A 26090-nucleotide genomic window follows, 5' to 3' on the forward strand; every position below is an offset into this window, starting at 1 on the left:
GGGTATCCGAATCTTCTATTCGTAAGGCCAGTAAGAAGGGTATAACCATGGATGGCCAATAAGGCCGTTAGATTTGGGATTTGGGGGAGCATGCGGTCTGCAAGTTAAACGCCAGAATTAGCCCCCAAAGGTACGATAAAGCAAATAGACGTTCAAGCAAACGATGAGTCCGGCTACCAGCCAGGCGAACCCCTTCATCCACGCGCGGTTGACGAACTCGCCCATCTTTCTCGGGTCACTCGTGAATTGAATCAACGGCACGACAGCGAAGGAAAGCTGCAGGGACAGGATCACCTGGCTGAGTATGAGCAGCTTCGCGGTGCCGCTCTCCCCATAGAGCGCCGTCACAATAACCGCGGGAATGATGGCGATCAGACGCGTAATCAAACGCCGCAGCCATGGGGCAAGACGGATATTGAGGAAGCCCTCCATCACGATCTGGCCGGCGAGCGTCCCCGTCAAGGTTGAGTTTTGGCCCGAAGCGAGCAGGGCTACGCCGAACAAGAGGCTGCCGACAGTGGTTCCGAGCAGCGGCGTAAGCATATGGTACGCATCGCCGATCTCGGCAATCTCGGTCAAGCCGGCGCGGTGGAAGGTGGCTGCCGAGATGATCAGGATGGCGGCATTGATGAACAGCGCGAAGAGTAAGGCGATGGAAGAGTCCCATGTTGCGAATTTGATCGCCTGACGTTTCCCGAGTGCCGTCTGGTCGTACTGCCGCGTCTGCACGATGGAGGAATGAAGATACAGATTGTGCGGCATCACGGTAGCGCCCAGAATGCCTATGGCGATATACAGCATCGTTGGATTCATAACGATCTCGGCACTTGGAACAAAGCCGCGCAGAATGCCCCCGGCATCAGGCTTCGACAAGAAGATCTCCGTAACAAAACAACCCCCGATCGTAACGATGAGCACAATGACCAAGGTTTCGATATAGCGGAAGCCCTTGTTCTGCAGAAGAAGGACAATGAGCACATCGAGTGCAGTAATCATAACCCCGTACATGAGCGGAATGCCGAACAACAGATTCAAGGCAATCGCCGATCCGATGACCTCGGCCAAGTCGCAGGCGGCGATCGCCAGCTCGCACAGGAGCCATAGCGTCATAGCTACCGGCTTGCTGTAATGATCTCGGCAGGCTTGAGCCAAGTCACGCCCTGTCACAATCCCCAGCTTGCCTGAGAGGGCTTGCAGCAGCATCGCCATCAGATTGGACAGAAGAATGACGGACAGCAGGCTGTAGCCGAACAGGGAGCCTCCGGCAATATCCGTAGCCCAGTTGCCGGGGTCCATGTAACCGACGGCAACCATGTAACCGGGCCCGACAAAAGCAAGGAATTTCTTGATCCACGATCCGTTAGTGGGGACTTTCATGCTTCGGTATACCTCGGGCAGCGTCCGGTCACGCCTGGCATTTCTCCAGCCTGTATCCTTCAAACGCTGCTGCTCCTCAGAAATTGGATCCATCGGCTTTTCTCTCCTTCGATTCTCTATATGGTCTTCTCTAACTTTGTTGGTACAAGGCAACTCTGGAAGCGATAAAGGTATTTACCATTCTGCTTGGCGGTTTAATCAAACAGGGAGGGTATACTTTGGCCCCGGTTCAGGGGGGATGCGGGGGAATTACTTGATCTGCATCTGTTCTGGTTTGGGATTCGGACATTACAATACAGCCGGCTATTCCGGCCAAGCCCATAAACGCCCACATATGTTTTGCCTCCTTGTCGTATATAACGAAAATTATACGACGGATGAGGAAGACTGTTCCATACCATTTTTTATCGGGGACGGATCGGAAAACGGATGACGAGACAAGCAACTTATATGGCACATGCATATTTACCATATCTATAGATCTTCTCGCAATATCAGATAGGGGAAAGGTTGTGAAAAAGTGTGTCAATCGTACGTACATCCTTGGTTTCCTGACTATGCGATGGTTCCACGCTATCCGCCCCCTCTGTTTCTTCCCCACTCACACGGAACACCCGGTGCGTCGAGCCACTATACAGGGGCGACTCCATCTCCTCCCGCACCGCCGCCTACGATTATCGTACATTTTCAGTTCACTTAACGTATCCTTCTTTATGCGTGAAAAGTAAAATATTTACTATAAAAGGCTCTGGCGATTACTCGCTTAGAGCTTTTCTTGTTGTATAGGAAATATTATGTGCAGCATTGAACTGTGGATAACCGGGACTACCCAAAAAAGTAATAGAATAAGCTGCAGAGGTTGGCTTCACTTTTTGGGGAATTTCTTGCTATATGTGCACCTGCCGGCAGGAGGCATCAGCCTGCTGTCATCAAAATATCAGGAAGGGGAGTTTTGACAATTGTAGACTACATACGTAATATTGTATTACGGGTGTAATCAATATGGTGCAAAGGGAGGAGCGAAGGTTATTTGGCGGATAGAGCAGGCTGGCTGCTGTTTAGTAAGCTGCACCCGAAATGAGGATGAGATGAGGTCGGATCTAATGATAAAAACATATAATACCAAGGTTCATTTAAGGGCAAACAGACTCACGATGCTGCTGTTCTCTCTCTTGCTGATGCTGCTGACAGGCTGCATGAAAACCGCCGAGCCAGCTGCGGCCCCTTCAACGGCAGCAGCGGTTACCCGCGACCTGGCAGCTGCGAGCCCTCCATTCGCCCAGCTGGAGGGCGAGTATAAAGCTAGGCTCGGTGTGTATGCCATCGATACGGGAACGGGGCGGACGATTGAATATCGGCCAGATGAGCGTTTTCCTTATACCTCCACATTCAAGGCATTGGCCGCTGGTGCCGTGCTGCTGAAGAGCTCGATCGAGAAGCTCGACCAAACCATTACGTATACCAAGGAGGAGCTTGTCACCTTCTCGCCGGTAACCGAGAAGCACGTCGATACGGGAATGACTCTGCGGGAAATTGCAGATGCAGCCGTGCGATACAGCGATAATACGGCTGGAAATTTGCTGTTCAAGCAGCTGGGAGGACCGGACGGTTTTGAAGCCATATTGAAGGAGAAGGTTGGCGATAACGTGATTCGCGCGGACCGCTACGAAACCGAGCTGAACGAAGCCGTTCCTGGTGATATCCGGGATACCAGCACGCCCAGAGCTCTTGCCACCACGCTCAAAGCTCTTGCAGTGTCAGATCTGCTTCCGGCCGACAAGCGTACAATACTGGTCGATTGGCTGCGGAGAAACACTACAGGAGACGCACTGATTCGCGCCGCAGTGCCCGAGGGCTGGGTCGTCGGGGATAAGACCGGCGCCGGAAGCTATGGAACGCGCAACGATATCGCTGTAATTTGGCCGCCGAACGATGATCCTATCGTTATAGCGGTACAGTCGACGCGGGATGTGCAGGACGCTTCCTTTGACAATGCCCTGATCGCCAAGGCCGCGAAGATCGCACTCGACTCACTGCTCCAGCCCGCAGGTGGGGAGGCGAAGTAAGGGGGCGAGTACATGAATTCGTTATGATGGGCCGCAGCGATAGACTTGTGATATGCTAAGAGGCGTACGTGAAGGCTTGATAGGGGGGATTGTTGGGCGTGTTCTTTATTCAGTTTGCATTAGGCTTGATTCTGTCATCGTGTACGGCGGCTGCCCTGCTGCTGATAAAAAAAATATTTCGAAACCAGCTCACCGCCAAGTGGCACTATAACCTGTGGTTTTTGTTGATGCTCGCGTTAACGCTGCCTATGCTGCCCGATGACGTTTTTCAATATGAAGGCCATCTAGCCGTATTCGAACGTGCTCTGCATCCATCCGCAGATTCGTCGACAAACGCAGTGGGCGTCGAATCGGCCGGGGATGCGAACTGGCTGCAGGATTTTACGGTTTCTGTGAATCAATCCACACCGATGCTTCTGAACAACCTTACAGCTGGTTTGTGGGTTTCAGGAATGCTGGTGTTTGCTCTTTTGAACCTGCGCGCCTGGGTGCAGCTCCGGTGCATGAAGCGCTCGTTTACCCCGTTGGAGCACGGGGGATTTTCACGCTTGTTCGAATACTGCAAACAGAGCCTAAAGATAACGGGTACGGTAAGCGCAGTGGAATCGCCGTACATTCAATCTCCAATGATGTTCGGTGTGTTTAAGACCTATATCGTCTTTCCCCAGTGCTTTTACGAGCGGCTCTCACCGGAGGAATGCAGATACATGATCCTTCACGAGCTGAGTCATTATAAAAATAAAGATCATCTGACCAATGTGCTGATCATCGCTTTTCAGCTGCTGTATTGGTTCAATCCTCTGGTGTGGACCGCTTTCCGGCACATGCGGCTGGATCGCGAGATAGCCTGCGATACCGCAGTGCTGCAATCGTTGGACGAGTCATGCATCGCCGAATATGGAAATACGATCATTACTGCAGCCAGCCGGGTATCGCGGCCGGTGTATGGCATTTGGGCAAGCACATTTGCCGGATCCAGTGAGCAGATTAAAAGACGGATTGAGAAGATCGCCTCCTATAAGAACGAGTCAAAACAGCTGCAGCGGAAGAGTTTCTTTATTTTCCTGCTGGCTGGCGTTCTGGTTGCAAGTCAAATTCAGGCTGCTGCTGTGATGGCCCGTGAAGATGACAGCCGTTACGTCTTTGAAACCGACAGGGCTGTGTACGAGGATTTGAGCGTGTATTTCGGCGGGTATGATGGAAGCTTTGTATTATACGATACGCAGGCGGACGAATACCGAATCTACAATGAACAGAAGAGCAAGCGGAGAATCTCTCCGGATTCCACCTATAAAATCTACAGCTCCTTGTTTGGTTTGGAATCCGGCATCATAGAGAGTGATCAATCCTCGATTCCATGGAATGGCGATCAGTACCCTTATACAGAATGGAATAAGGATCAGAATTTGTTTACAGCGATGGCGGGCTCCGTCAGCTGGTATTACCAGGAATTGGACAGTAGAGTAGGTTTGAAGCGATTGCAGGCTTATATGAAGGACATTGGATATGGAAATACCAACCTGTCAGGCGGGGTGGGACACTACTGGCTGGAGTCTTCGTTAAAAATCTCACCGATAGAGCAGGTGCAGCTCCTCAAAGCCTTCTACCAGAACCAGTTTGGCTTTAAAGAAGAAAACATACATACGGTTAAAGCTGCGATCCGGTTAGAGGAAAAAAACGGTGCCTATCTCTATGGCAAGACAGGTACGGGGACGGTAAATAACAAGAATACCAGCGGATGGTTTGTAGGTTATGTGGAGAGCAGAGGGAATGTCCATATCTTTGCAGCCAATATTCAAAGGGAAGATCAGGCGAACGGAAGTACAGCAGCAGACATTGCCTTGTCCATATTGAGGGATAAAGGGATATTCTAAGCTATCGCCAGTTTGGGTTGACAGTACCTGCAGGCTGCTGCAGCCTTTTTATCTAGAGTAGAATCGGTAGGGGGATCCGAATGTCCAACAAAGTACCCAGTATCTCCGAAGCAGAATGGGAAGTCATGAACGTGCTGTGGGAAAAAGCTCCGCAAACGGCAAACGAGGTCATTGCCGCCCTGCAGGAAAAAACGGATTGGAAGCCGAAAACGACCCGTACACTGCTGGACCGTCTGGTTAAAAAAGAGGTGGTGGGTGTCCATCAGAATCAAAAGGTGTATACCTTTTTTCCGCTCTACTCACAGAGTGAATGCCAGCTCGCTGAGGCGCATTCGTTTCTGAAACGGATCTATGGAGGAACCTTGAAGTCCATGCTCGTTCAGTTCATTGAAGAACAGCCCATGTCCGAAGAGGAGATCAAGGAGCTGCGCTCGATCCTGCATGAAAAGCCTGGAAGGGAAAAGAAATAATAACGAAACGAACAGGGCCTGGCAGCGATGCCAGGCTTTCTTTGTTGTTCTTTTCCTTTTAGCCATCGTCTTGCACAACTCATCCACTAGTGAAAGAAGTTTGAGGAGATGCTGTTTTAGGTGAGAGAATGAATGAATACAATTAAAGGATGTCGCCAAGTTGTCGCCAAATTAATCATTAGTTCCTGCAATCATTCACTAGAAAACAAAAAAACCCTTGCTGGGCAAGGACTTTCTCTTATGACCTGTACTGGGCTCGAACCAGTGACCCCCACCCTGTCAAAAATGAGCAGGGTATTTGGCGTGTCAGTAACATCCTGCAGAATAGCCCGTTTTAGTGCGGTGTTACGGTATTTACAGTATATGTGGTTGTAACATCTTCAATGATAATATACTACAAATTTCGGAAGTGCGTGGTCAAAATGTGGTCAATTTCAGGAGTCAATATTTGTCTCGTTCATAGTTTTTATTTATGTAAGTAAAGATTACTTCAAGCTGTTTCAGGGCGTTTTTTATCTTACCTATAATTTCGAGGTAGATGTCCCTTTTTTGTTTAATTTTTTCATGTTCCCTAATTTTATTGGACACAGGATAAAAGTAAGCAATATATTCACCAACGTCTAGAGTCCTTTCTGTATTATCATCGGGCAATTCTATTTTAAGTGGTTCTTTATAGTTACCTAAGAGGCTCTCATAAAAGTCAATACTTTCATGATCATTTTCGGCTAGAAGATCAATGTTCTTACGGGTTCCCATATCATGTCTTAGAATAAGATAGGGCTCAGGAAAATTTTCATAGATAAAACCCGCCTCGGGATCTACATGTGTCAAAAAAACTTCATCTCCGTAGCAATCCTTAAGTGCAGTTTCGAAGTTGTTCAGAATAATGTTTTCAGCAATACTGTAGTGATTTATTGTTTTAAGTTCGTCTACCAATTCCTTTATTTCCAGTAAGTCATTTTTTAATTTTTTCGGTAGAAAAATATATGATTGTTCTAATAAATCATTAACGACAGGGAATTCGAATTTTTTATTCAAACTGTTCCAAAACGAAATTTTTTCGTTTTCTTTTAGCACTTTTTTAAGTTCAGTTTCAATGGGAATATAAACGTCTTTTTTTCTTTCTAGTGCCGTTTTTTGTTTTGCATTATAAGAGTTCACTCGGAAAGTTACAAAGACAGAAAGAAGTCCTCCCAATAGTGTACTTATTAGTGTTTTTAGTATATCTGTTTGTGATTCGTTCGAGGGATGGAAATAAAAATATACAACAAAACCGAGGACAACGATTAGTATAAGTAAAAAGTATCGTAAAGAAATCATTGGGCTCTCCTTTTATAAAATGTATTTTTTGTTAACTCTAAATTGAAAGCAGTTGAGATCAGCATCAGTCAGCGTAAAACATTGCGCCGAATTTAGTTGCAGCATCTTTTTGAATATCGGGTAGTACATGCGAGTAAATTTCCAAGGTTGTCCTCATGTCTGCATGTCCGAGTCTCTCAGCAACAACTTTAGGATGAATTCCTTGGGACAGCAGGAGGGTGGCGTGCGTATGACGCATATCGTGGAAGGTAATGGTCGGAACCTTTGCATCTTCCATCAGAGCATAGAAGGAGCGTGAGAGGTTACGAGGCGTGACGGGAGTCCCTTTTGAAGTTGGTACGACAAGATCCAAGTCAGTGTATTTACCTGGCTCTGTCTGCATCTTCTCACGAGAGACCCTTGATTTCTGTTTCTTCAACTCGTTAGCGAGAGTATCGTCAATGCTGATCTTGCGACTGCCGGACTTCGTCTTTGCACCGGCCGTGAGTTCCTTACCGTCATGACTCAGGGTCTGGGAGACATAGATCGTCTTGCCTACCAGGTCTACGTCTTTCCAACGCAGACCGAGGATCTCTCCTTGACGCATGCCGGTAGAGATGGCGAGCAGGAAAGCAATATAGCTTCGACTCTTTACGGCTGTCTTAATAAACCGCTTGGCTTCTTCCTCATTCCAAACGCTCAATTCCTTGGCCCTTGGCCGCGGCTTTTCAACAAGCGATGCAACATTCTTCTGCAGCATTCCCCATTTTACCGCCTGGTTCAGCGCGGTGGTGAGCACCTTGTGAATGTCCCGGACTGTTCCCTCTTTGAGTCCTTTATCATTTAGTAGCTCGGCATGGAATTTGGATATATGTGCCGGTGTGAGTTTGGTCAGCTCGATCTTGCCGAAAGCTGGGATCAGGTGGTGGGTCACGATGTTGGTATAGCTGGCAAAGGTGTTCTTCTTCAAAGTGATAGCCTTGGACTGCAGCCACTCAGTGAGATAGGTCTCCAGGTTCTGTTTGGGATTATTACTATAAGTACCGCCTTCGATAGCGGCGATCAACTCTGCGCATGCACGTTCAGCTTCTTTTTTGGTTTTGAATCCCGATACAGTCTTTTGGCGCCGTTTTCCTGTAGCTGGATCTGGTCCGAGATCAACTGAAAAAGACCATTTCTCTCCACGCTTTCGAAAATACCCCTTCACAAGAAACTCCCCTTCATAAAATTGTAAATTCGATCTGACAGATCCTCAGCACTAAGAAAAGCTATCCCAAATCGCTACTCGATTTGCAATACGCTTCAAATGTGCTAGCTCGTGTGGGACTCCGCAGGTAGCTGCAGCAGTGTAGATGCTTGTGCCCGATGCAATAAGCTCGTCCGGTATAAGTAGCTCAACGGCGAATTCGTTCGCCTCCCTCTCGATTCGATCGATCGATAGAAGGGTGTTTTTACGGAGGAAGGGTGTATTCACTTTGGGGTGTAGAATGAAATGCCCAAGCTCGTGAGCACAAGTGAATCTTTGCTCCGCCTCATTAGAATTGCTGTTTATGTGTATAAAATTGATACGCTTGTATGTACTGAAAAACCCAAGGATACTGCCGAGGTGTTCGAAAATTACGGAGATGTTTTTATGCGAGGCGATCTCATAGGGGTCATTGGTCCCGTATTTCTTCATTAGGTGTAAGGCAGCGCCTTTAGCTGTTCGCATCAACTTCAATCCCCCTGAAAATATTTACTGCTCTTCTTTCCTGTGTTTTTTTGGGGTGAATTTTTGTTTAGCTATTTGCTTGGCCAGTCGCATCGAATTCTCCAGGGAGATCCGAAGAAGCTCCTTACTTTCCTCATCGATTGGTTCCCCATGAAAAGCCAACGCTTCTTCACTTTCTAATGCGCTGAGCATACGTTCAAGGTCCTTTGCAATATCGCGCTCTTCTTTTGGCTTAAATTTATATTCGACGTCTTCTTCCCTATGAAGTGTTTCATTTGTGCCGCGGACAATAGAGCTTAGAGCTCTACCGTTTGAAGTATTAGTAAGGCCTAAAAGGTAGTCAGTGGACACACCGAAAATCTCCGCAAGCTTCGTTGCGTTTTCCGCGCTGAGAGTCTTTTTGCCCCGTTCTATGTCGTAGTAATACTGCGGAGAGATTCCCAGTTTTTCTGCAACGACAGTTCCGCTTAAATCCTTTTCCCTCCGTATCTCGCGTATCCGGTGTGTTTTTTCCATCATAACTTCAACCTTTCAACTATTTGATGACCATATCATATCAGCTGTAGGCTTAAAATACAACAATCAAATAGGATTAAAACTCAATTAAAGGCTTATATTCTAATCTATTTGAATGGTGATAAAACGATTTTAATTAAATAGATTAAAAAATAGCTTGAAAATATTAATCAAATAGATTAAAGTCTAATCAAGGAGGTGAATCAATGTGGCTAACATCTCAGAAGCAATTAAACAGCAGCTTAAAAAAAAGGAGCTCAATCCGTCGGATCTTGCACGTATGACAGGGTACGCTCCGCAATACATCCATGAGCTACTAGCAGGCAAGAAAAGATGGAATGAGACAACACTAATTAAAGCCTGTGGCGCTTTAGATTTAGAGCTCACGATTTCGGAAGCGGAGTAAGGGCTCTCAACCTTGGAAAGGAGCTGCTAGATGGATTCTCACAAGACGATTGGAGAGTTACCTGATATTTTGACAGCACAGCATATAGCATCATACCTTCAGATTTCAAGGCGTAGGGTGTATGAGATGTTCCAACTTGATCCAAGTGCTGGGGGCATACCTAACTTTGAGATCGGAGCCTCTAAAAGAGTAGACAAGACGGACTTCCTACAGTGGATTTCTCTTCGAAAAAAAGCCAAGGGGGCCTGATCTAGTCTTTGCTCGAAGGGAGGTGAAACAGCACATGGATCAGGAAACCGTTGTACGTCTTGCTAAGGAAATGGTTGAAAAAGGACTCATTGTTATCGATGGTGTGGGGAATGCGTGGCTTACCGAAAAAGGCAAAAGAGCGGCAGCAGCTCGCTTGGATCTGATTCCTACTGAGGATGAATTTCTCATAATGTTGGCCTTTGCCGAGCACCACAGGATTCCAGTTAGTCTTGGCTAGAATATCACAGTCTTTAAGGGAGGGTGGTGAGAGAGTGAGCAAAAGACAACGGATTTTTACATGCAGTAATCTGCAGCGCTTGTATGAAACTGCTAAATCAGAGAAGCTACGGAGTCTTTACCGTCAGCAGTACCGGTTAATGGCAGAGAGGCTATGGAACGAAATAGGCCCTGGCGGGGTAGGAGCCGCAGGGCCGAATAAGTAAAACTATTTAGGGCTCCATTATAGCACGCCATTATCTATTCGTACAGGAGGATTCCTATGGAGATCACCATTAAAGCGCCGGAGCTTGCCGGTGCATTAAATAATCTGGCCGACGCTCTGCGGACGTTGTCGGCCAGCGGAAACTGCGTCGCTGAGCTGATCGAGAATGGGCTTGAGGCTCACAAGCAAGAGATCGGGGCAGGGGTGCAGGAGACTGCATCCTCTAAGCAGCGGACAAGCCCTACACCTCAGGAGAAGGCTGCCGTATCAGCGCCCTCTCAATCCGAGGAGCAAACAGAGGTCACGGTCGAGGAGTTGCGGGCCAAAGCGGCAGAGGTTGCAAAGAGCGGTAAGCAGGAGAAGGTGAAGGCGCTCCTGGCCAAGTTCGACGCAAAAGCAGTCAGCTCGGTACCGGAAGACCAGAGATCGGCATTCTACAACGAACTGGTGGCGTTATGAGTACAGCTGGACACGCGGCGAGGGCGCATGCGCGCCTTTCCGCCTCAGGCTCAAAGCGGTGGCTCTCCTGCACCCCGAGCGCGGCTCTGGAGGATTCCTTCGAGGAATCTTCCTCCAGCTTTGCGGACGAGGGGACTGCAGCTCATGAGTTATCAGAGCTGCATCTTGCTCGGTTCCTCAAGTTGATTGATGAAGAAACTTATCAGCAAAAGCTCCAGGACTTCAAAGACACCGAGAAGTACTACTCTCAGAGCATGGACGACTTTGTGCAGGTTTACGTCGATATCGTCATCGAGAAGATCAACGAAGCCAGGGCGCGGTGCGCTGACCCGGCCGTCTTGCTCGAGCAAAAGTTGGACTTTAGTAACTGGGTCCCCGACGGCTTCGGTACGGGGGACGTGGTAATAGTATCCGACGGAGTTGCCGAGGTAATCGACCTCAAGTTCGGCAAGGGTGTTCCAGTATCGGCAGAGGGAAATCCTCAGATGAGGCTTTATGCGCTTGGAGCTTACAACCTGCTCCACTTCCTGTACGAATTCGATACGGTTCGCATGACGATCGTACAGCCCCGACTGGACAGTATTTCGACGGACGAGCTTAGCGTCGAGAAGCTTCTGCAGTGGGCAGAGGAGGACGTTAAGCCTAAGGCGTTGATGGCCGAGGCCGGAGAGGGAGAGTACGTCCCCGGTGAGCACTGCCGATTCTGCCGGGCACGTGCAAGCTGCAGAGCGCGGGCTAGAGCAAATCTTGCGCTGGCCAGGTTTGAGTTTGCGGATCCGCCTCTTCTGACCAACGAGGAGATCGCCGAGATTCTCAAAAGCGTGGACGATTTGAAAGCCTGGGCATCAGACATTGCCGCTTATGCTTTGAAGCAGGCGCGGGATCACGGTGTGAAATACGCTGGCTGGAAAGTAGTTGAAGGCCGGAGCAATCGTAAAATAACGGACGAGCTGGTGGCCGCAGATGTGCTTCTGCTCGAGGGGTACGCACCTGAATTGATCTACAAGCCGAAGGAACTGCTCGGTATTTCGGATCTCGAGAAAGCCGTAGGCAAGAAAAAATTCAAAGAGCTGCTGTCGGATCTGATCATCAAGCCCGCTGGTAAGCCGGCGCTCGTTCCAGAAGAGGACAAGCGTGTCGAGCTATCATCCGGGGCCTCAGCTGCAGCCGATTTCGCAGATTAACATAAAAGGAGACAGGATCAATATGACGACCACTAACAAGGACACGAAAGTTATTACCGGCAAAGTCCGTTTCTCTTATGTACATGTTTTCAAACCGCAGGCGATGGAAGACGGCCAGGATCCGAAATACTCCGTCACTCTACTGATCCCTAAAAGCGACAAGGATACGCTGAAAAAGATCCAGGCAGCCACTAATGCTGCAATTGAAGCGGGCAAGAGCAAATGGGGTGGGAAGATCCCTCCGAATCTCAAAAAGCCCCTGCGCGACGGGGATGCGGAGAAGGATACCGAAATGTACCCGGAGTATGCCGGCCACTATTTCCTCAATTGCTCCAGCAAGCAGAAGCCTGGCATCGTTGATCGTGACCGTAACGAGATCTTGGACAGCACCGAAGTGTACTCGGGCTGCTATGGTCGCGTGAGCCTGAATTTCTATACCTTCGATGCCAAAGGGAACCGAGGGGTGGCCGCAGGTTTGAACAATCTGCAGAAGCTGCATGATGGAGATTACCTGGGCGGCCGCAGCTCTGCAGCCGACGATTTTGGTGACGATGTAGTGGATATCAGTGAGGAAGATTTTCTGAATTAACCACAACGGAAGAGGATTCTTTAGGGGGTCCTCTTTCTTTATCTCAAAAATCGGAGGAATTGACCCATGACAGTCCTGCAGATCGACCTTGAGACCTATTCTTCTGTCGATCTCAAGAAGAGCGGGGTGTACCGGTACGTTGAGGCTCCAGACTTCGAGATCCTGCTGTTCGGGTTTGCTTTCGATGACGATCCGGTCCAGGTGATCGACCTTACGGACTTCGAGGAAATCCCGGCCGACGTGCTCAAAGCGCTTGCTGATGACCAGGTGATCAAGACGGCATACAATGCGAACTTTGAACGGACGACGTTGGCCAGGCACTTTGGACAGCCAATGCCGCCGGCGGCCTGGCGCTGCACCGCCGTCCACGCGCTGACCCTGGGACTCCCCGGGACTCTCGGAGATGTGGCCAAGGTGTTGAAGCTAGGCGAGCAGAAAGACACCGCCGGCAAGGCACTTATCAAGTTCTTCTCGACCCCCTGCAAGCCGACCAAGGCGAACGGCGGCCGGACACGTAACCTCCCGCACCATGACCCAGAGAAGTGGGAGCGTTATAAGGAGTACTGCCGGCAGGACGTCGTTACGGAGCGGGACCTGCGCAAGAAGCTGGCAGCCTACCCGGTGCCGGAGAGTGAATGGGCGCTATGGGCGCTCGACCAACGGATAAACGACAATGGCGTCCGGCTGGATCCGGAGCTTGTACGGCATGCGTTAGCTTGCGATGCGCTGTATACCGAGCGGCTGGTGGTGGAGGCGCGGGAGCTCACAGGGCTGGACAATCCCAACAGCGTCGCCCAGTTGACCGGTTGGCTGCAGGAGCGGGGGCTAACGGTGGAGGACGGGCTGACGAAAGAGAGCATCCCCATTCTGCTCGACCAGGCGCCAGACGATGACACCCGGCGGGCCTTGGAGCTTCGCCAAGAGATGGCCAAGACGAGCGTGAAGAAGTACGAGGCCATGGGCCGGGCGATCTGCAGCGACCAGTGGGCGAGGGGGCTGCTGCAGTTCTGCGGAGCCAATCGCACCTGGCGCTGGGCGGGCCGCATAATCCAGGTGCAGAACCTGCCTCAGAACAAGCTGAAAGACTTGGATCTGGCGCGGGAGCTCCTGCGCGAAGGCGAGTATGAGCTGCTGGAAATGCTTTTCGGCGCACCGCCGTTTGTTCTCTCTCAGCTGATCCGAACAACATTCATCCCTTCGGACGGCTGCCGCTTCATCGTTTCCGATTTCTCGGCCATTGAGGCCCGGGTGATCGCCTGGCTCGCGGGTGAGCAGTGGCGGCTGGACGTGTTCGAGACACACGGCAAGATATATGAGGCCTCGGCGGCTCAGATGTTTAAGATCCCGATCGAATCGATCGGCAAGACGAGCTCCGAACGACAGAAGGGCAAGGTGGCTGAGCTGGCGCTCGGTTACGGCGGGAGCGTCGGTGCCCTGGAAGCGATGGGGGCTCTCAAGATGGGTCTTAATGCGGATGAGCTCCCCGACCTGGTTAAGGCTTGGCGGGATGCGAATCCGAATATCACAAAGCTTTGGTGGGACGTGGACAAGGCGGCGCTGAAGGCTGTTGAAGAGCAGCGCACTGTGAACCTGCACCACGGGATCCGCTTCATCTACGAGTCAGGGTACCTCTTCATCGAGCTGCCGTCCGGCCGCCGGCTGGCCTACGTGAATCCACAAATCAAGCCTGGGAAATTCGACAAGATGCAGATCACGTATGAGGGTATCGATGAGAAAAAGCGCTGGGCACGGATCAGCTCCTACGGCCCCAAGTTCGTCGAGAACATCGTCCAGGCGATCTCACGGGACTGCCTGGCGGTGAGCATGATGCGGCTCGACGCTGCCGGCTTCCGGATCCGACTCCACGTTCATGACGAAGTGGTGATCGATGAGCCCCGCGGGTGGGATAGTTTGCCGGAAATCGTTGATATTATGGGCCGCCCGATCAGCTGGGCGCCGGGGCTGCCGCTCCGAGCCGATGCGTTCGAGACGGACTTTTATAAAAAGGACTGATTGATATGAGGGAGCCCGAACGGAAGCTCGACCCATACTTTCATGAGATCCCCTGGGAGTTTATATATGACGAGGCCGGCCAGTTGATCGGGGAGGTATACCTTCTCTATATCCCATCGTTCAAGGGAGGAAAACGAGATGAGTCATTATTTTTACATCACTCCTGAGGAATACGAAGAGGCGGAGCTTAATGGTATATCGCCAATCATTTTGGATCGCAGAGTCCGTGAGCTTGGGTGGAAAAAAGAGAAGGCCATGACGGTGCCGGTCAGGAAACTGACGGATCGGAAAAGGTGGCGTTACGTGGCGGAGGATAACGGCATCTCCTACCAATCGTTTATGTCTCGCATACGTCGGGGATGGAGCGAGGAAGATGCCGCCACAAAGCCTCTGGAAAGCCCTCAGGAAGTCAAAGAGCATGCGCTCAGAGCCTCAAAATGCATGCAGGTGTATCCGTCGGAGTTTATTGCCCTGGCCGAGATGAATGGCATAGCCTATCACACTTTTCGGGTAAGGGTGAAGCAGCTGGGCTGGGATTATGAGCGTGCCGCTACACAGCCAGTTATGAGTAAGTCGGAAATTGGGAAATTGGGAAATTGGGCGCGAAAAGGGTGCGAGAGTTGTACGGCGATTGGTCACGGTTCTCGTTCCCGAAGCAAGTATTAATGTAGCATGGAAATCAGATTGTAAAGAGTCTGCTTTTGTCCTAATCCAAGGGCAAAAGCAGACACCTTCTAAAGTTCGTTAACGTTTACGCTTATAGTAACTTGATGATCATTAATACTCACAACGGGGCTTTCAATGCTTAGTTCAATCGGAGATTCATTGGGACCAAGTTTAAAGTTGGCTGGGACATATAAAACATAATCCCCTAATTTCGAGTTAACTTGATTTTTTACGAAATCTTCAAATTCTTTACTCTTTAACGCCTGATTGATCAAACCGCTGAAATCTGGAACAGGGAATAATTTAACCCCTTTTTCCAAGATATCCATTATCTCATCTAAAAATTTATTGTCGATTTTCTCTTTGATTTTATTTGTGATTTCTTCAATTACTTGTTTTTTTAGCTCATCACCTATGCTATCAGGAATAACAAAATTGTGAACCTGAAAATCAGCTAAGGATAACGTTACTTTGAAGTCATTAGTGTTAAATTTGAAGCTGGTTGAAAATTCCGGTTTAAGAATATTTTCTAAACCCATAGTTAATTGAACATCAGGGTTTTCACCGAAGATATCGATTCTCCACAAAACAATGTCAGGGACTTCCCTTCTTGGAGTAATTACAACTGGTCCAACTCTGACTTCGGGGATATCGGGTGTAACAATCACATTCTCATTCTTGTAGTGCTTAATGTCCACACTGACGACAACATTAAGTTTTTCAAACTCTACCAAGATTTTATTGATCGAAAAAACGTCTGGTGCTGTTAAAACAAAATCATTGAACTCAACTTTTCTTACATGAACGTTTGCTACAATTTTTACCCCATTTTCATTACGAAGCTCTTTTTCTTGGTTTTCGAAAGTTATTCCCTCTAACCGAGATCTTAGAAATTTCTCAATTGTACTCTCTGTTAATGTCACTTGCAAATTGTTCATTTTTAAACTCCTCGCTGTTTTTAATTGTGTTACTTACGTAATTAAGAATTATCCTTAAGATAGAAAAATATACAAAAAATGTTATATCACATTTTTTTGTACTAGGTATTATGGAAGGGCTGAACGCCATGCTTGACATAAGCTTCGGAAAAAATAAATCGGATACCAACTGGAAGCCGGAATACCTCACTTGGGAAGAGTTTGTCGAGCGGCTACGCAAGCCCCGCCGAACCGGTGAGACGATGGCCGAATACGATCGCATGTCGACCGCTGAAAAGGGCAAGATCAAGGACGGGAAAGCATTCGTCGGCGGCCTGGTCAAAGGTGGACGGCGCAAGAAGGAGAATGTGGAGAGCCGCTGGCTGATCACCCTGGACGCGGACAGCGCTGATGAGGATTTCCTCTTCAGCGCTGACCTGGTTCTCGGGGGAAATGCCTATGTGATCTACTCCACGCACGGCAGCCGACCGGCACGGCCGAAGTATCGGGTGGTCGCTCCAGTGGACCGGGCCATGGCTCCGGATGAGCATGCGGCCGTCAGCCGGTGGATCGCGGCCCAGATCGGCCTGCCGTACTTCGACCGCACGACCTTCGATGTGCACCGGCTGATGTACCTGCCCAGCTGCTCCCGTGACGCGGATCCGGAGCTGGTGGAAGTGGACGGCGAGCCTATAAGCGTTGACGGCGTCTTGGAGCAGTATTCTGATTGGCGGGACCCGCTGCAGTGGCCACGGCATGCTGACGACCTGAAGCACCTCGAGACGATGCGCGGGAAGCTCGGGGATCCGACAGAGAAGCCGGGCGTGATCGGCGCCTTCTGCCAGGTGTACGGGATGGCGGAGGGGATTGAGAAGTTCCTCGTCGATGTATACGAGCCCACCACGCATGAGGACCGCTGGACATACACCGGCGGCTCCTCGGTCGGCGGGATGCGGATCTATGACGACCAATGGGCGTACAGCGAGCACCAAAGCGACCCGGCCAACGACGGGCACTGCCATAATATCTTCGACCTGATCCGGATCCACAAATTCGGAGAGCTCGATGAGGACGTGAAGGACCACACGCCAAGCACCAAGCGGCCAAGCCATCTGGCCATGCTCGAGCTTGCAGCAAACGACCCTGCAGTGAAAAGGGCCAAGCTGTCGGAGCTGCGGAAGGACTTCGATGATGACTTTATGGACGAAGAGATCGATCCGGACGCCTGGCTGACTGAGCTGGACATACATCACAAGACGGGGGAGCCCCTGCCAACGGCCAAGAACGCGGAGCTGATCCTGCGCTGCGGGCCATTTAAGGGCGTGCTGGCTTACGACTCATTCGGTAATTCGGAGGTCATCCGCGGACCGCTGCCGTGGAGAGGGCGGGAGCGGCCGAACCAGGCCTATGAGCCATGGCTGGGCGCAGACGACAAGCGAATGCAGCACTACTTTGCCAAGACATATAAATTCAAGTCGGCGCAGACGATCCAGAATGCCTTTGCTGAGGTCGTACACGCCAACGCCTTCCACCCCATCAAAGAGTACCTGCAGGAGCAGCGGTGGGACGGCGTCGAGCGATTGGACAGGCTGTTCGTCACCTACCTGGGCGCGGACGATACCCATTATGTCCGCAGCGTGACCCGGAAGATGTTTGTGGCAGCCATTAAGCGGATTTATGAGCCCGGAGCCAAGTTTGATGAAATGCTGGTGCTGGTCGGCGCGCAGGGGGCCGGCAAGAGCTCCCTGTTGGCCAAGATGGGCCGCAAGTGGTTCAGTGACTCCCTGCGGACATTCGATAATAAGGAAGCCGGTGAACACCTGCAGGGTGCCTGGATCTTCGAGATCGGCGAGCTGTCAGCCATGCGGAAGTCTGAGGTGGACGAGGTCAAAGCCTTCCTGTCGAAGACGGAGGACCGGTACCGGGTGGCTTACGATCGCCAGGTCAGTGAGTTCCCGCGCAAGTGCGTCTTCTTCGGGACGACCAACACCCATGATTTCCTGCGTGATGTAACGGGTAACCGCCGCTTTTGGCCTGTGAGCGTGCATCCGGAGCGGCGCAAACTGAACCATTGGGACCATCTGACGGACGAGCTGGTGGGGCAAATCTGGGCGGAGGCGCTGAGCCTATACAGGGCCGGGGAATCCTTGGAGCTGGACCGCGAAGCCGCTAGGGAGGCGGAGAACGTACAGAGCTCACATATGGAAGAGGATCCGCGCGAAGGGCTTATCCATCGTTATCTGGAGACCCCAATCGATAATGAATTTTCAAAGGACCACGGTCAGCTGCGGAAGCGGGTATGTGCGGCGGAGCTCTGGGTGGAGTGCCTTGGCCGCCGCAAAGGGGACATGGAGCCATGGGAGGCAAGGAACATTTGTGCCATCATGCGGCGCATGCCAGGGTGGCGAGAGCTGGACCGACGCGTCACGTTTAACGACTACGGCAAGCAGACAGCATTTGAAAGAATAGAGACAGATGAAGATTATCTGTCCTGACAGATAGCGTATCTGTCCGTATCTGTCTGTCCGCGAAAAAGCCTTACGTATCAAGGGTTTTAACGCCATTGGACAGATAGGACAGATACTTTTAATAAAAATAGAAAAAGTATATTTAAGTATATATAGGGCCTACGTAAACAACTTAAACGCGTATTTCTGCGAGTACGCGCGAAATGCTGTATCTGCTGTCTATCTGGCCAAAAGAGAAAACTGAGAGATTTGAGGTGGTCGACATGCGAGAATCGGCATTAGAGAGTAAACTTGTCCGGGCTGTCCGGCAGAAAGGCGGCAAGTGCTGGAAATGGTCCTCACCGGGTACGGCGGGGGTGCCGGATCGGATTTGCCTCTTCCCAGGAGGCCGAGCCATATTCGTGGAGCTTAAGGCTCCCGGGGGGCAGCCGAGGCCACTGCAACGTAAACGGCACGAGGAGCTGAGGGGGCTGGGGTTTGAAGTCCTGGTGATCGATACGGAGGCGGGCATCGATGCAATATAAACCGCATGGTTACCAGGCATATGCCACGGAGCGGATCTTGGAGACGGACAAACTGGCCCTCTTTCTCGATATGGGACTCGGAAAAACGGTCATCACCCTGACGGCCCTGAATGACCTGCTGTTCGATCGATTTGAGGCCGGCAAGATCCTAATCATCGCCCCGCTTCGAGTGGCGGACGACACCTGGGCCCGTGAAAGTCAAAAATGGGACCACCTGCAGCACCTGCGGATCAGCAAGATCCTTGGCGATCGCCGGCAGCGGGAGCGGGCCCTGAAGGCCGATGCCGATCTTTACGTGATCAACCGTGAAAACGTGGAATGGCTGGTAAGCATGACCGGCAGCAAGTGGCCATTTGACACGGTGGTCATAGACGAGCTCTCAAGCTTCAAGTCCGCCATGTCGAAGAGGTTCCGGGCGCTGCGCCGGGTGCGCCCGCTGATCAAGCGGATCGTCGGATTGACCGGCACCCCGGCTCCGAATGGCTTGATGGACTTGTGGGCGCAGATGTACCTGATCGATCAAGGGGAGCGGCTGGGCAAGACGATCACAGGCTATCGAGATCGATATTTTATCGCAGGCGCCCGCAGCGGCCACGTCGTTTACGATTGGAGTCAGAAAAAAGAGGCGGAATCGAGGATCTACGAGGCCATCGGGGACATCGCGGTGAGCATGCGGGCGGCGGACTGGCTGGATATGCCGGAGCGGATTGATCGGACGGTGCCGATCCGGTTAAGCGAGACGGCCAGGGCCAAATACGAGCAGCTGGAGAGGGACCTGCTGCTGCCGTACCTCGGCGGAGACGTAGTGGCCAGTACAGCAGCCGTTTTGAGCAATAAGCTGCTGCAGCTGGCCAACGGAGCGGTGTACGACGAAAACGGAGGCGTCAGGGAGATCCACGATGCCAAATTGGACGCCCTAGAGGATATCATCGAGGCATCGAACGGAAAACCAGTTCTCGTGTTCTATGCGTATAAGCATGACCTCTCCAGGATCGCCGAAAGACTCCCCCAGCTGCGGACCCTTGGAAAGGGGGAAGCAGGCAATCAGGATATAGCGGATTGGAATGCCGGTAAGATCCCGCTTCTGCTGTGCCACCCTGCGAGCGCCGGCCATGGGCTCAACCTGCAGGAGGGAGGCAGTACCATCGTCTGGTTTGGGCCAACCTGGAGCCTGGAGCTATACGAGCAAGCCAACGCCAGACTGTACCGGCAAGGGCAGCAGCACAGCGTGATCATCCATCACCTGGTTACTGAGGGGACCATGGACGAAGAGGTTATGACGGCGCTGGAGACAAAAGCCGCCGGGCAGGACGCACTGATGGGGGCCGTAAAGGCGCGTATCGAAAATTATAGAAATCCCCCCAAATCTTCGTCGGATTAAAATACTAGACTAGGCATTAACCTGAGAGTTTTGTATCCAGGTTAATGCCTTTTTTGATACTCCTTGATAACAAAATAGGTCGTGCGAAACGTCCAAACGGGCAAAGTAGCCGGGGAAAAGTAGGTGCGGTATCCGGGTAGATCCCGGAGGTTCAGATGCCTTGCCCTGACAAGCGACTCAAAACAAGTAGCAAGGCTTTTCAGGAGGGATGAACGGGTACTTGCAAGGGGACGTTCGGCCAACTCGAGTACGCCGGCGTTCTAACGTCCGCTTCGTTCTTCCTGAAAAGCCTTGCTGGTAAAAGAGAGGAGGAATGGCATGCCAAATTTATTACCCACTTTCTGCAGGGAGCCGGGCTGCCGGACCCTCACCCGAAACGGTCGCTGCCCCCAACACCAGAAGCAGCAGGACAGGGGCCGTGGATCGGCTGCCTCCCGCGGATATGACGCCAAGTGGAGGAAGGCCCGGACCCGCTACCTGCAGGAGCACCCATTGTGCCAGAGCTGCATGGAGCAGGGGCGGCTGACTGTGGCCACGGTGGTTGACCACATCAAGCCACACAAGGGAGACATGCAGCTGTTCTGGAGAAAGAGCAACTGGCAGGCATTGTGTAAGTCCTGCCATGACAAGAAGACAGCACGGGAAGACGGTGGGTTTGGAAATTAAAAAAGCCCCACCTATTGGTGGAGCCCCGCGATGTGGATGGCCAGTTCTGCTACACGTAGCAGAGTGACAAAGCACACCGGCGAGATTTCGAATTCGAAGTGAATTCTCATCCCGCACCTCCTTCAGAAGGGCAGATTGCCATGGGCTAAGCCGCTTCCAGTTCCTATCCAGGAACGGGCATCTGATGAGGTAGTTTTTATTATAGTGCTGCAATGAATCTTTGTATAGGGGTGAGTGAGGATGGATGATCGGATTCGATGGGAGTTCATCTGCGAGTATGAAGGTGAGAGGGTGTATGCCCTGTACCTTGATGGGAAGTACAGTTGCATGCTGACAACTAGGAAGAAGATCGAATCGACCCACCAGGGAGGGCACAGCAATGGATGAGAACAAGGTAAGGACAATCAATGGAATCAAAATCGAAGTAGACACCCGTGAACTGGATGCGGCGATAGTCAAGGCCGAACGGCTGGTTGATTTGCTACAGCAGGCTGATAATTTGATGCGGCAAGTTGGCCTTGGGGCAGAGGGGGAGGGGGGCTAAAATCCTCCAGAAGCTAAAAACTATAGACCGCGCGCCAGCATTTTTGTTATTTCCGCGAAATTCATAGGCCCTTTGGAAAGGAGGCTGGTTCTCATGCCGAGAGGCAGACCGCCCAAACCGACACACCTGAAAGTGCTGACCGGTAACCCCGGTAAGCGTCCGCTCAACGAAAATGAGCCGAAGCCGAAGCCCATCGCGCCGAAGTGCCCGAGCTGGCTCGACTCGGAAGCAAAGAAGGAATGGAAACGGGTTGCCCCGGAGCTCGAGAAGCTCGGCCTCCTGACGGTCGTGGATGGGGCAACCTTCGCTGCTTACTGCCAGTCCTGGTCACTGTACCACTCGGCGCAGCGAGCGGTGATCGCCTGGCAGAAGAAGTACAAGAAGCTGACCATGACGTACACCAACACGCTTGGCGCCGAGAACGAGGTACCAATCCCGGAGATCGCTATCGCGGAGAAGGCGCTCAAGCAGGTCAAGGCCTTCTGTACTGAGTTCGGTTTGACGCCAAGTGCGCGCGGCCGGATGCGGCTGCCGTCGGGCGGTGAGGAAGATGAGTTCGAAGATTACCTCCGCCGCAGCAAGTAACCGCACCACGGCATATGCCCTGCAGGTGATAGGCGGGGAGATCGTGACGGGGCAGCTGCTCCGTAAAGCATGCGAGCGCCATCTGGCGGATCTGGAAGACGCGGACAGCGAGTATTATTTCGATCCGGAGGCGGCCGATCACGCTATAGACTTTTTTCGATTCCTCAAGCATTCCAAGGGGGAGTGGGGCGGGCATAGTTTCGAGCTCGAGCCCTGGCAGCACTTCATCGTCGGCAGCATCTTTGGCTGGAAGCAAAAGAGCGACGGCATGCGGAGGTTCCGCACCGCTTATATCGAGGTGGCGCGGAAGAACGGGAAGTCGGCCCTGATCTCCGGCATAGGCCTGTATCTGCTGATCGCTGATGGAGAGCCAGGGGCGGAAGTGTATACGGCGGCCACGAACATGAAGCAGGCCCGAATCATTCACCAGGAGTCCGTGCGGATGGTCAAGGCCTCCCCTGCTCTCAAGAAGCGGATCAAGTCCTTCAAGGATAACCTCTTCATCGAAAATTCGGCCTCCAAGTACGAGCCGGTTGCTGCCGATGCGGACACATTGGACGGCCTGAACGTACATGCCGCGCTTGTGGACGAGCTGCATGCTCATAAAAAGCGGGCCCTGTGGGACGTATTGGATACGGCGACGGGCGCACGGCGGCAGCCCCTGATGCTCGCAATCACGACGGCCGGCTTTGACCAGAGCTCTTTTTGCTTCGAGCAGAGGGAGTATGGGGAGAAGGTCCTGAACAAAACGGTTCAGGATGACATGCTTTTTGCTTTCATAGCGGCGCCGGATCCGGGGGATGACCCTTTTTCTGTTGAGACCTGGAAGAAGGCGAACCCCAATTACGGAATTTCCGTGAAAGAGAACGACTTGAAGAGGCTGGCTCGCCGTGCGAAGGAAATGCCCAGCTCGCTCAACAACTTCCTGACCAAGCGACTTAATATCTGGACCCAGCAGGCCGATCGGTGGATTGATCTCGAGCTGTGGGATCGGAATGCGGATGACGGTCGGAAAGAAAAGGAGCTGCTGGGGCGGACCTGTTACGGAGGATTGGACCTTTCAAGTGTTTCGGATATCACGGCCTGGGTCATGTCGTTCCCGAGGGAAGACGATCCGGAAACGGTCGATATTTTAGCTCGGTTCTGGGTGCCTGAGGCACGCCTAACGGATCGCCGGAACCGGTACGCCGATCAGTATCGGGCCTGGAAGAACAAAGGGTTGCTGCAGACAACCCCGGGAGACGCGATCGACTACGCGTTCGTTAAGGCGCAGGTTCTGAAAGACGCCGAGATCTTTGGACTGGAAGCCTTAAACGTTGACCGATTGTTCCAGGGTTACCAGATGGCGCTCGAGCTCGCGGAAGAGGGGCTGACAGTGGTGCCAATGGGGCAAGGATTCATGTCCATGGCGGCCCCGATGATGGAGTTTGAGCGGCGCCTCCGGCGGAATAAGATCCGGCATGGGGGAAACGCAGTGCTCCGCTGGATGGCGGACAGCATGGCGGTGAAAAAGGACCCGGCCGGCAACGTGAAGCCGGATAAGGCCAGCAGCCAAGGTAAGATCGACGGAATTGTCGCGTTGGTCATGTCGCTGGACTTGGTAATGCGGAATGAAGACAACAGATCGACATACGAGAAGAGGGGGGTGCGGCAATTGTGAAGTTACTGACGGGCCTGTTATCCAAGCTGGGCATCAAGTCGCAGTACTCCATGGATGACTTCGACCGCCAGGTGATTGAGCGCATCCGTGGAGGGCAGTCACCTGGCGGAGTCCATGTCAGCGAGGATTCGGCCATGCGATTTATCACCGTTTACAGCTGCGTCCGGGTGCTTGCAGAAGCGGTCGGCATGCTGCCGCTGGCGGTATACAAGGAGCGCAAGGGCGGCGGAAAGGACAAGGCACGAGACCACCCGGTGCATGAGCTGCTTTACCACCGGCCGAATGATGAAATGACCTCGCAGAGCTGGCGGGAGGCGAAGATCGGGCATGTTGCTTTGTCCGGGAACGGATATTCGATCATTACGCGGAATCGAGCCGGCCAGGTCATCGAGCTTTATCCTGTGGAGTGGTTCAATTGCGAGCCAATCCGTAATGAGCTGACGGGGGCCCTGCAGTACCAGGTGAACGACCGCGGCAAGCATGAAATCTTCCCGGCAGACCGAGTATTTCATGTTTCCGGTTTCGGATCGAACGGGATTCAGGGATATTCTCCCATCCGGATGGCGGCGGAAGCCGTGGGGCTCGGGATGGCATCCTCCCAGTTTGTCTCCCAGTTCTACAAATCGGGGATGAACATCGGCGGGGTCCTGGAGCATCCGGAAGCGCGCGGGCTGAGCGATAAAGCCTATGCTCGGTTGCGGGAATGGATCGATGAGAACGGCGTGGGGATGGGGAACAGTTGGAAGCCTCTCCTGCTCGAGGAGGGCATGAAGTACAACCGGATTCCGATGCCCTTTGTTGACGCCCAGTTTATCGAGACGCGGAAGCTCAACAGGGATGAGATCTGCGGGCTCTTCCGGGTACCGCCGCACATGATCGCCAACCTGGAGCGCTCGACTAATAACAATATCGAACACCAGGGCATCGAGTTTGTGATGCATACTCTTATGCCATACCTGACCCGGTTTGAACAGGCCGCAAATTGGAAGCTGTTCACGCCCGAAGAGAGAAGGGCCGGTTATTACGTGAAATTCAACGTTGACGGCCTGCTCCGGGGCGACTATAAGAGCCGGCAAGAGGGGCTTGCGATCCAGCGGCAGAACGGGGCTATCAATGTGGATGAGTGGCGCGCGCTCGAGGATCGGAACCCGACGGAGGACGGAAGCGGGAAGGTGTATCTCGTAAATGGGAACATGATCCCGGCATCCATGGCCGCCGCAGGGCCGCAGCCGCAGCCTAATCCTGAGCCAGAAGGAGGTGATCCAAACGATGAGGAGCAAGAATAAGAAATTTTGGTCGTTCAAAGCGTCATCCGCTGGCAGGGCGGAGCTATTTCTTTACGGCATTATCGAGAGTCAATCGTGGTGGGGCGACGAGATCACACCGAAAACTTTCAAGGCCGAGCTCGATGCGCTCGGTGATATCGCAGATCTCGACGTGTACATCAACAGCGACGGTGGAGACGTCTTCGCAGGGCAGGCAATTCACAGCATGTTGAAGCGCCATAAGGCCAAGGTGACCGTCCATATTGACGGTTTGGCTGCTTCTATCGCCTCTGTGATTGCAATGGCCGGTGATACGGTCCTTATGCCGCGAAATGCCATGCTCATGGTACATAAACCATGGACATATGCCTACGGCAACTCGGATGATTTTCGAAAAAAGGCGGATGACCTGGATCAAATCCAGGAAAGCCTGGTTGCGGCCTACCAAGATAAGACTGGCATGGACCGGGATAAGCTGATTGCCCTTCTGGAAGCCGAGACCTGGCTGACTGCCGAGGAAGCCTTGAATTATGGCTTTGCAGATGCCATTGAGGCTGAAAAAAGCGTGGCGGCCGCGTTAGATGGGGGCGTATTGACCCTCAATGGGCAGGAAATGGACCTCAAAAAGTTCAAAAATGCCCCAATAATCATGGTTCCAGAGGCCGAAAATCAGCCGAAAAACGAGGCTCCGCGGCCCAAAAGGTCGCTTGCTTTTTATGAAAGAGTCGCTCAAAACAACCGACATAGGAGGGTTTAGAA

General features: G+C 52.0%; 26 protein-coding genes. 20 read left to right on the top strand and 6 right to left on the bottom strand.

Annotated features, from left to right (window positions below):
• Nucleotides 1-117: 117 nt before the first annotated feature.
• Complete coding sequence (locus O9H32_RS05120) at nt 118-1470, bottom strand: Nramp family divalent metal transporter (RefSeq protein ID WP_406627253.1); 1353 nt, start codon at nt 1468-1470, stop codon at nt 118-120.
• 1010 nt (nt 1471-2480) lie between these two features.
• Here O9H32_RS05120 and bla point away from each other — a divergent pair.
• From bla to blaI, 3 genes are all read left to right on the top strand, one after another.
• A complete protein-coding gene (gene bla, locus O9H32_RS05125) occupies nt 2481-3443 on the top strand; it encodes a class A beta-lactamase (protein ID WP_269864792.1) in 963 nt (320 codons plus the stop codon).
• A gap of 98 nt (nt 3444-3541) precedes the next feature.
• Complete coding sequence (locus O9H32_RS05130) at nt 3542-5317, top strand: BlaR1 family beta-lactam sensor/signal transducer (protein WP_269864793.1); 1776 nt, start codon at nt 3542-3544, stop codon at nt 5315-5317.
• An 80-nt stretch (nt 5318-5397) separates the two neighbouring features.
• Nucleotides 5398-5787: a penicillinase repressor BlaI gene (blaI, locus tag O9H32_RS05135; protein ID WP_269864794.1), complete on the top strand. Its 390-nt coding sequence runs from the start codon at nt 5398-5400 to the stop codon at nt 5785-5787.
• Between the two features lie 441 nt (nt 5788-6228).
• Here the strand turns inward: blaI and O9H32_RS05140 are convergent, their stop codons facing one another.
• The 4 genes from O9H32_RS05140 to O9H32_RS05155 form a co-directional block, all read right to left on the bottom strand.
• Nucleotides 6229-6948, bottom strand: a complete 720-nt coding sequence (locus O9H32_RS05140; RefSeq protein WP_269864795.1) for a hypothetical protein — start codon at nt 6946-6948, stop codon at nt 6229-6231.
• A 223-nt stretch (nt 6949-7171) separates the two neighbouring features.
• The gene (locus tag O9H32_RS05145; protein WP_269864796.1) at nt 7172-8293 is read right to left on the bottom strand and encodes a site-specific integrase; all 1122 of its coding nucleotides are present in this window, start codon (nt 8291-8293) and stop codon (nt 7172-7174) included.
• Nucleotides 8294-8344: 51 nt separating this feature from the next.
• On the bottom strand, nt 8345-8797 hold the full coding sequence (locus O9H32_RS05150) for an ImmA/IrrE family metallo-endopeptidase (RefSeq protein WP_269864797.1): 453 nt from the start codon (nt 8795-8797) through the stop codon (nt 8345-8347).
• Between the two features lie 24 nt (nt 8798-8821).
• A complete protein-coding gene (locus O9H32_RS05155; RefSeq protein ID WP_269864798.1) occupies nt 8822-9316 on the bottom strand; it encodes a helix-turn-helix domain-containing protein in 495 nt (164 codons plus the stop codon).
• A 205-nt stretch (nt 9317-9521) separates the two neighbouring features.
• On the opposite strand from O9H32_RS05155, the gene O9H32_RS05160 reads away from it, so the two are divergent.
• The 8 genes from O9H32_RS05160 (at nt 9522) to O9H32_RS05195 (ending at nt 15321) form a co-directional block, all read left to right on the top strand.
• Nucleotides 9522-9719 carry a helix-turn-helix domain-containing protein gene (locus O9H32_RS05160; RefSeq protein ID WP_269864799.1) on the top strand — a complete coding sequence of 66 codons (198 nt, stop codon included), beginning with the start codon at nt 9522-9524 and terminating at the stop codon, nt 9717-9719.
• 30 nt (nt 9720-9749) lie between these two features.
• A complete protein-coding gene (locus O9H32_RS05165) occupies nt 9750-9968 on the top strand; it encodes a helix-turn-helix domain-containing protein (RefSeq protein WP_269864800.1) in 219 nt (72 codons plus the stop codon).
• Nucleotides 9969-10002: 34 nt separating this feature from the next.
• On the top strand, nt 10003-10206 hold the full coding sequence (locus O9H32_RS05170; RefSeq protein WP_269864801.1) for a hypothetical protein: 204 nt from the start codon (nt 10003-10005) through the stop codon (nt 10204-10206).
• Nucleotides 10207-10467: 261 nt separating this feature from the next.
• Nucleotides 10468-10869, top strand: coding sequence for a hypothetical protein (locus O9H32_RS05175; RefSeq protein ID WP_269864802.1), 402 nt, complete (start codon nt 10468-10470; stop codon nt 10867-10869).
• Complete coding sequence (locus O9H32_RS05180; RefSeq protein WP_269864803.1) at nt 10866-12053, top strand: DUF2800 domain-containing protein; 1188 nt, start codon at nt 10866-10868, stop codon at nt 12051-12053. The genes O9H32_RS05175 and O9H32_RS05180 overlap by 4 nt, the downstream gene beginning before the upstream one ends.
• Before the next feature lie 22 nt (nt 12054-12075).
• The gene (locus tag O9H32_RS05185) at nt 12076-12642 is read left to right on the top strand and encodes a DUF2815 family protein (RefSeq protein WP_269864804.1); all 567 of its coding nucleotides are present in this window, start codon (nt 12076-12078) and stop codon (nt 12640-12642) included.
• A gap of 66 nt (nt 12643-12708) precedes the next feature.
• Nucleotides 12709-14655 carry a DNA polymerase gene (locus O9H32_RS05190; protein ID WP_269864805.1) on the top strand — a complete coding sequence of 649 codons (1947 nt, stop codon included), beginning with the start codon at nt 12709-12711 and terminating at the stop codon, nt 14653-14655.
• A gap of 138 nt (nt 14656-14793) precedes the next feature.
• Nucleotides 14794-15321 (top strand): hypothetical protein, encoded by a 528-nt coding sequence (locus O9H32_RS05195; protein ID WP_269864806.1) that lies wholly within the window; start codon nt 14794-14796, stop codon nt 15319-15321.
• A gap of 68 nt (nt 15322-15389) precedes the next feature.
• On the opposite strand, the gene O9H32_RS05200 is transcribed toward O9H32_RS05195, so the two are convergent.
• Nucleotides 15390-16259, bottom strand: coding sequence for a hypothetical protein (locus O9H32_RS05200; RefSeq protein ID WP_269864807.1), 870 nt, complete (start codon nt 16257-16259; stop codon nt 15390-15392).
• 128 nt (nt 16260-16387) lie between these two features.
• Between O9H32_RS05200 and O9H32_RS05205 the strand changes: the two genes are divergently transcribed.
• The 9 genes from O9H32_RS05205 (at nt 16388) to O9H32_RS05245 (ending at nt 26088) form a co-directional block, all read left to right on the top strand.
• On the top strand, nt 16388-18733 hold the full coding sequence (locus O9H32_RS05205; RefSeq protein ID WP_269864808.1) for a virulence-associated E family protein: 2346 nt from the start codon (nt 16388-16390) through the stop codon (nt 18731-18733).
• A 176-nt stretch (nt 18734-18909) separates the two neighbouring features.
• Nucleotides 18910-19230 (top strand): VRR-NUC domain-containing protein, encoded by a 321-nt coding sequence (locus O9H32_RS32860; RefSeq protein WP_406627254.1) that lies wholly within the window; start codon nt 18910-18912, stop codon nt 19228-19230.
• The gene (locus O9H32_RS05215) at nt 19220-20611 is read left to right on the top strand and encodes a DEAD/DEAH box helicase (protein WP_269864809.1); all 1392 of its coding nucleotides are present in this window, start codon (nt 19220-19222) and stop codon (nt 20609-20611) included. Before O9H32_RS32860 ends, O9H32_RS05215 begins: the two co-directional genes overlap by 11 nt.
• 507 nt (nt 20612-21118) lie before the next feature.
• Nucleotides 21119-21277, top strand: coding sequence for an HNH endonuclease signature motif containing protein (locus O9H32_RS32760; protein ID WP_319946921.1), 159 nt, complete (start codon nt 21119-21121; stop codon nt 21275-21277).
• Between the two features lie 379 nt (nt 21278-21656).
• The gene (locus O9H32_RS05225; protein WP_269864811.1) at nt 21657-21821 is read left to right on the top strand and encodes a hypothetical protein; all 165 of its coding nucleotides are present in this window, start codon (nt 21657-21659) and stop codon (nt 21819-21821) included.
• 93 nt (nt 21822-21914) lie between these two features.
• The gene (locus O9H32_RS05230) at nt 21915-22406 is read left to right on the top strand and encodes a phage terminase small subunit P27 family (protein WP_269864812.1); all 492 of its coding nucleotides are present in this window, start codon (nt 21915-21917) and stop codon (nt 22404-22406) included.
• Nucleotides 22372-24066: a terminase large subunit gene (locus O9H32_RS05235; RefSeq protein ID WP_269864813.1), complete on the top strand. Its 1695-nt coding sequence runs from the start codon at nt 22372-22374 to the stop codon at nt 24064-24066. The genes O9H32_RS05230 and O9H32_RS05235 overlap by 35 nt, the downstream gene beginning before the upstream one ends.
• Nucleotides 24063-25352, top strand: a complete 1290-nt coding sequence (locus O9H32_RS05240) for a phage portal protein (protein WP_269864814.1) — start codon at nt 24063-24065, stop codon at nt 25350-25352. The genes O9H32_RS05235 and O9H32_RS05240 overlap by 4 nt, the downstream gene beginning before the upstream one ends.
• Nucleotides 25336-26088: a head maturation protease, ClpP-related gene (locus O9H32_RS05245; protein ID WP_269864815.1), complete on the top strand. Its 753-nt coding sequence runs from the start codon at nt 25336-25338 to the stop codon at nt 26086-26088. The genes O9H32_RS05240 and O9H32_RS05245 overlap by 17 nt, the downstream gene beginning before the upstream one ends.
• The last annotated feature ends 2 nt before the right edge of the window (nt 26089-26090 follow it).

It is taken from the genome of Paenibacillus caseinilyticus (assembly GCF_027533645.1).
Classification (GTDB): domain Bacteria; phylum Bacillota; class Bacilli; order Paenibacillales; family NBRC-103111; genus Paenibacillus_G; species Paenibacillus_G caseinilyticus.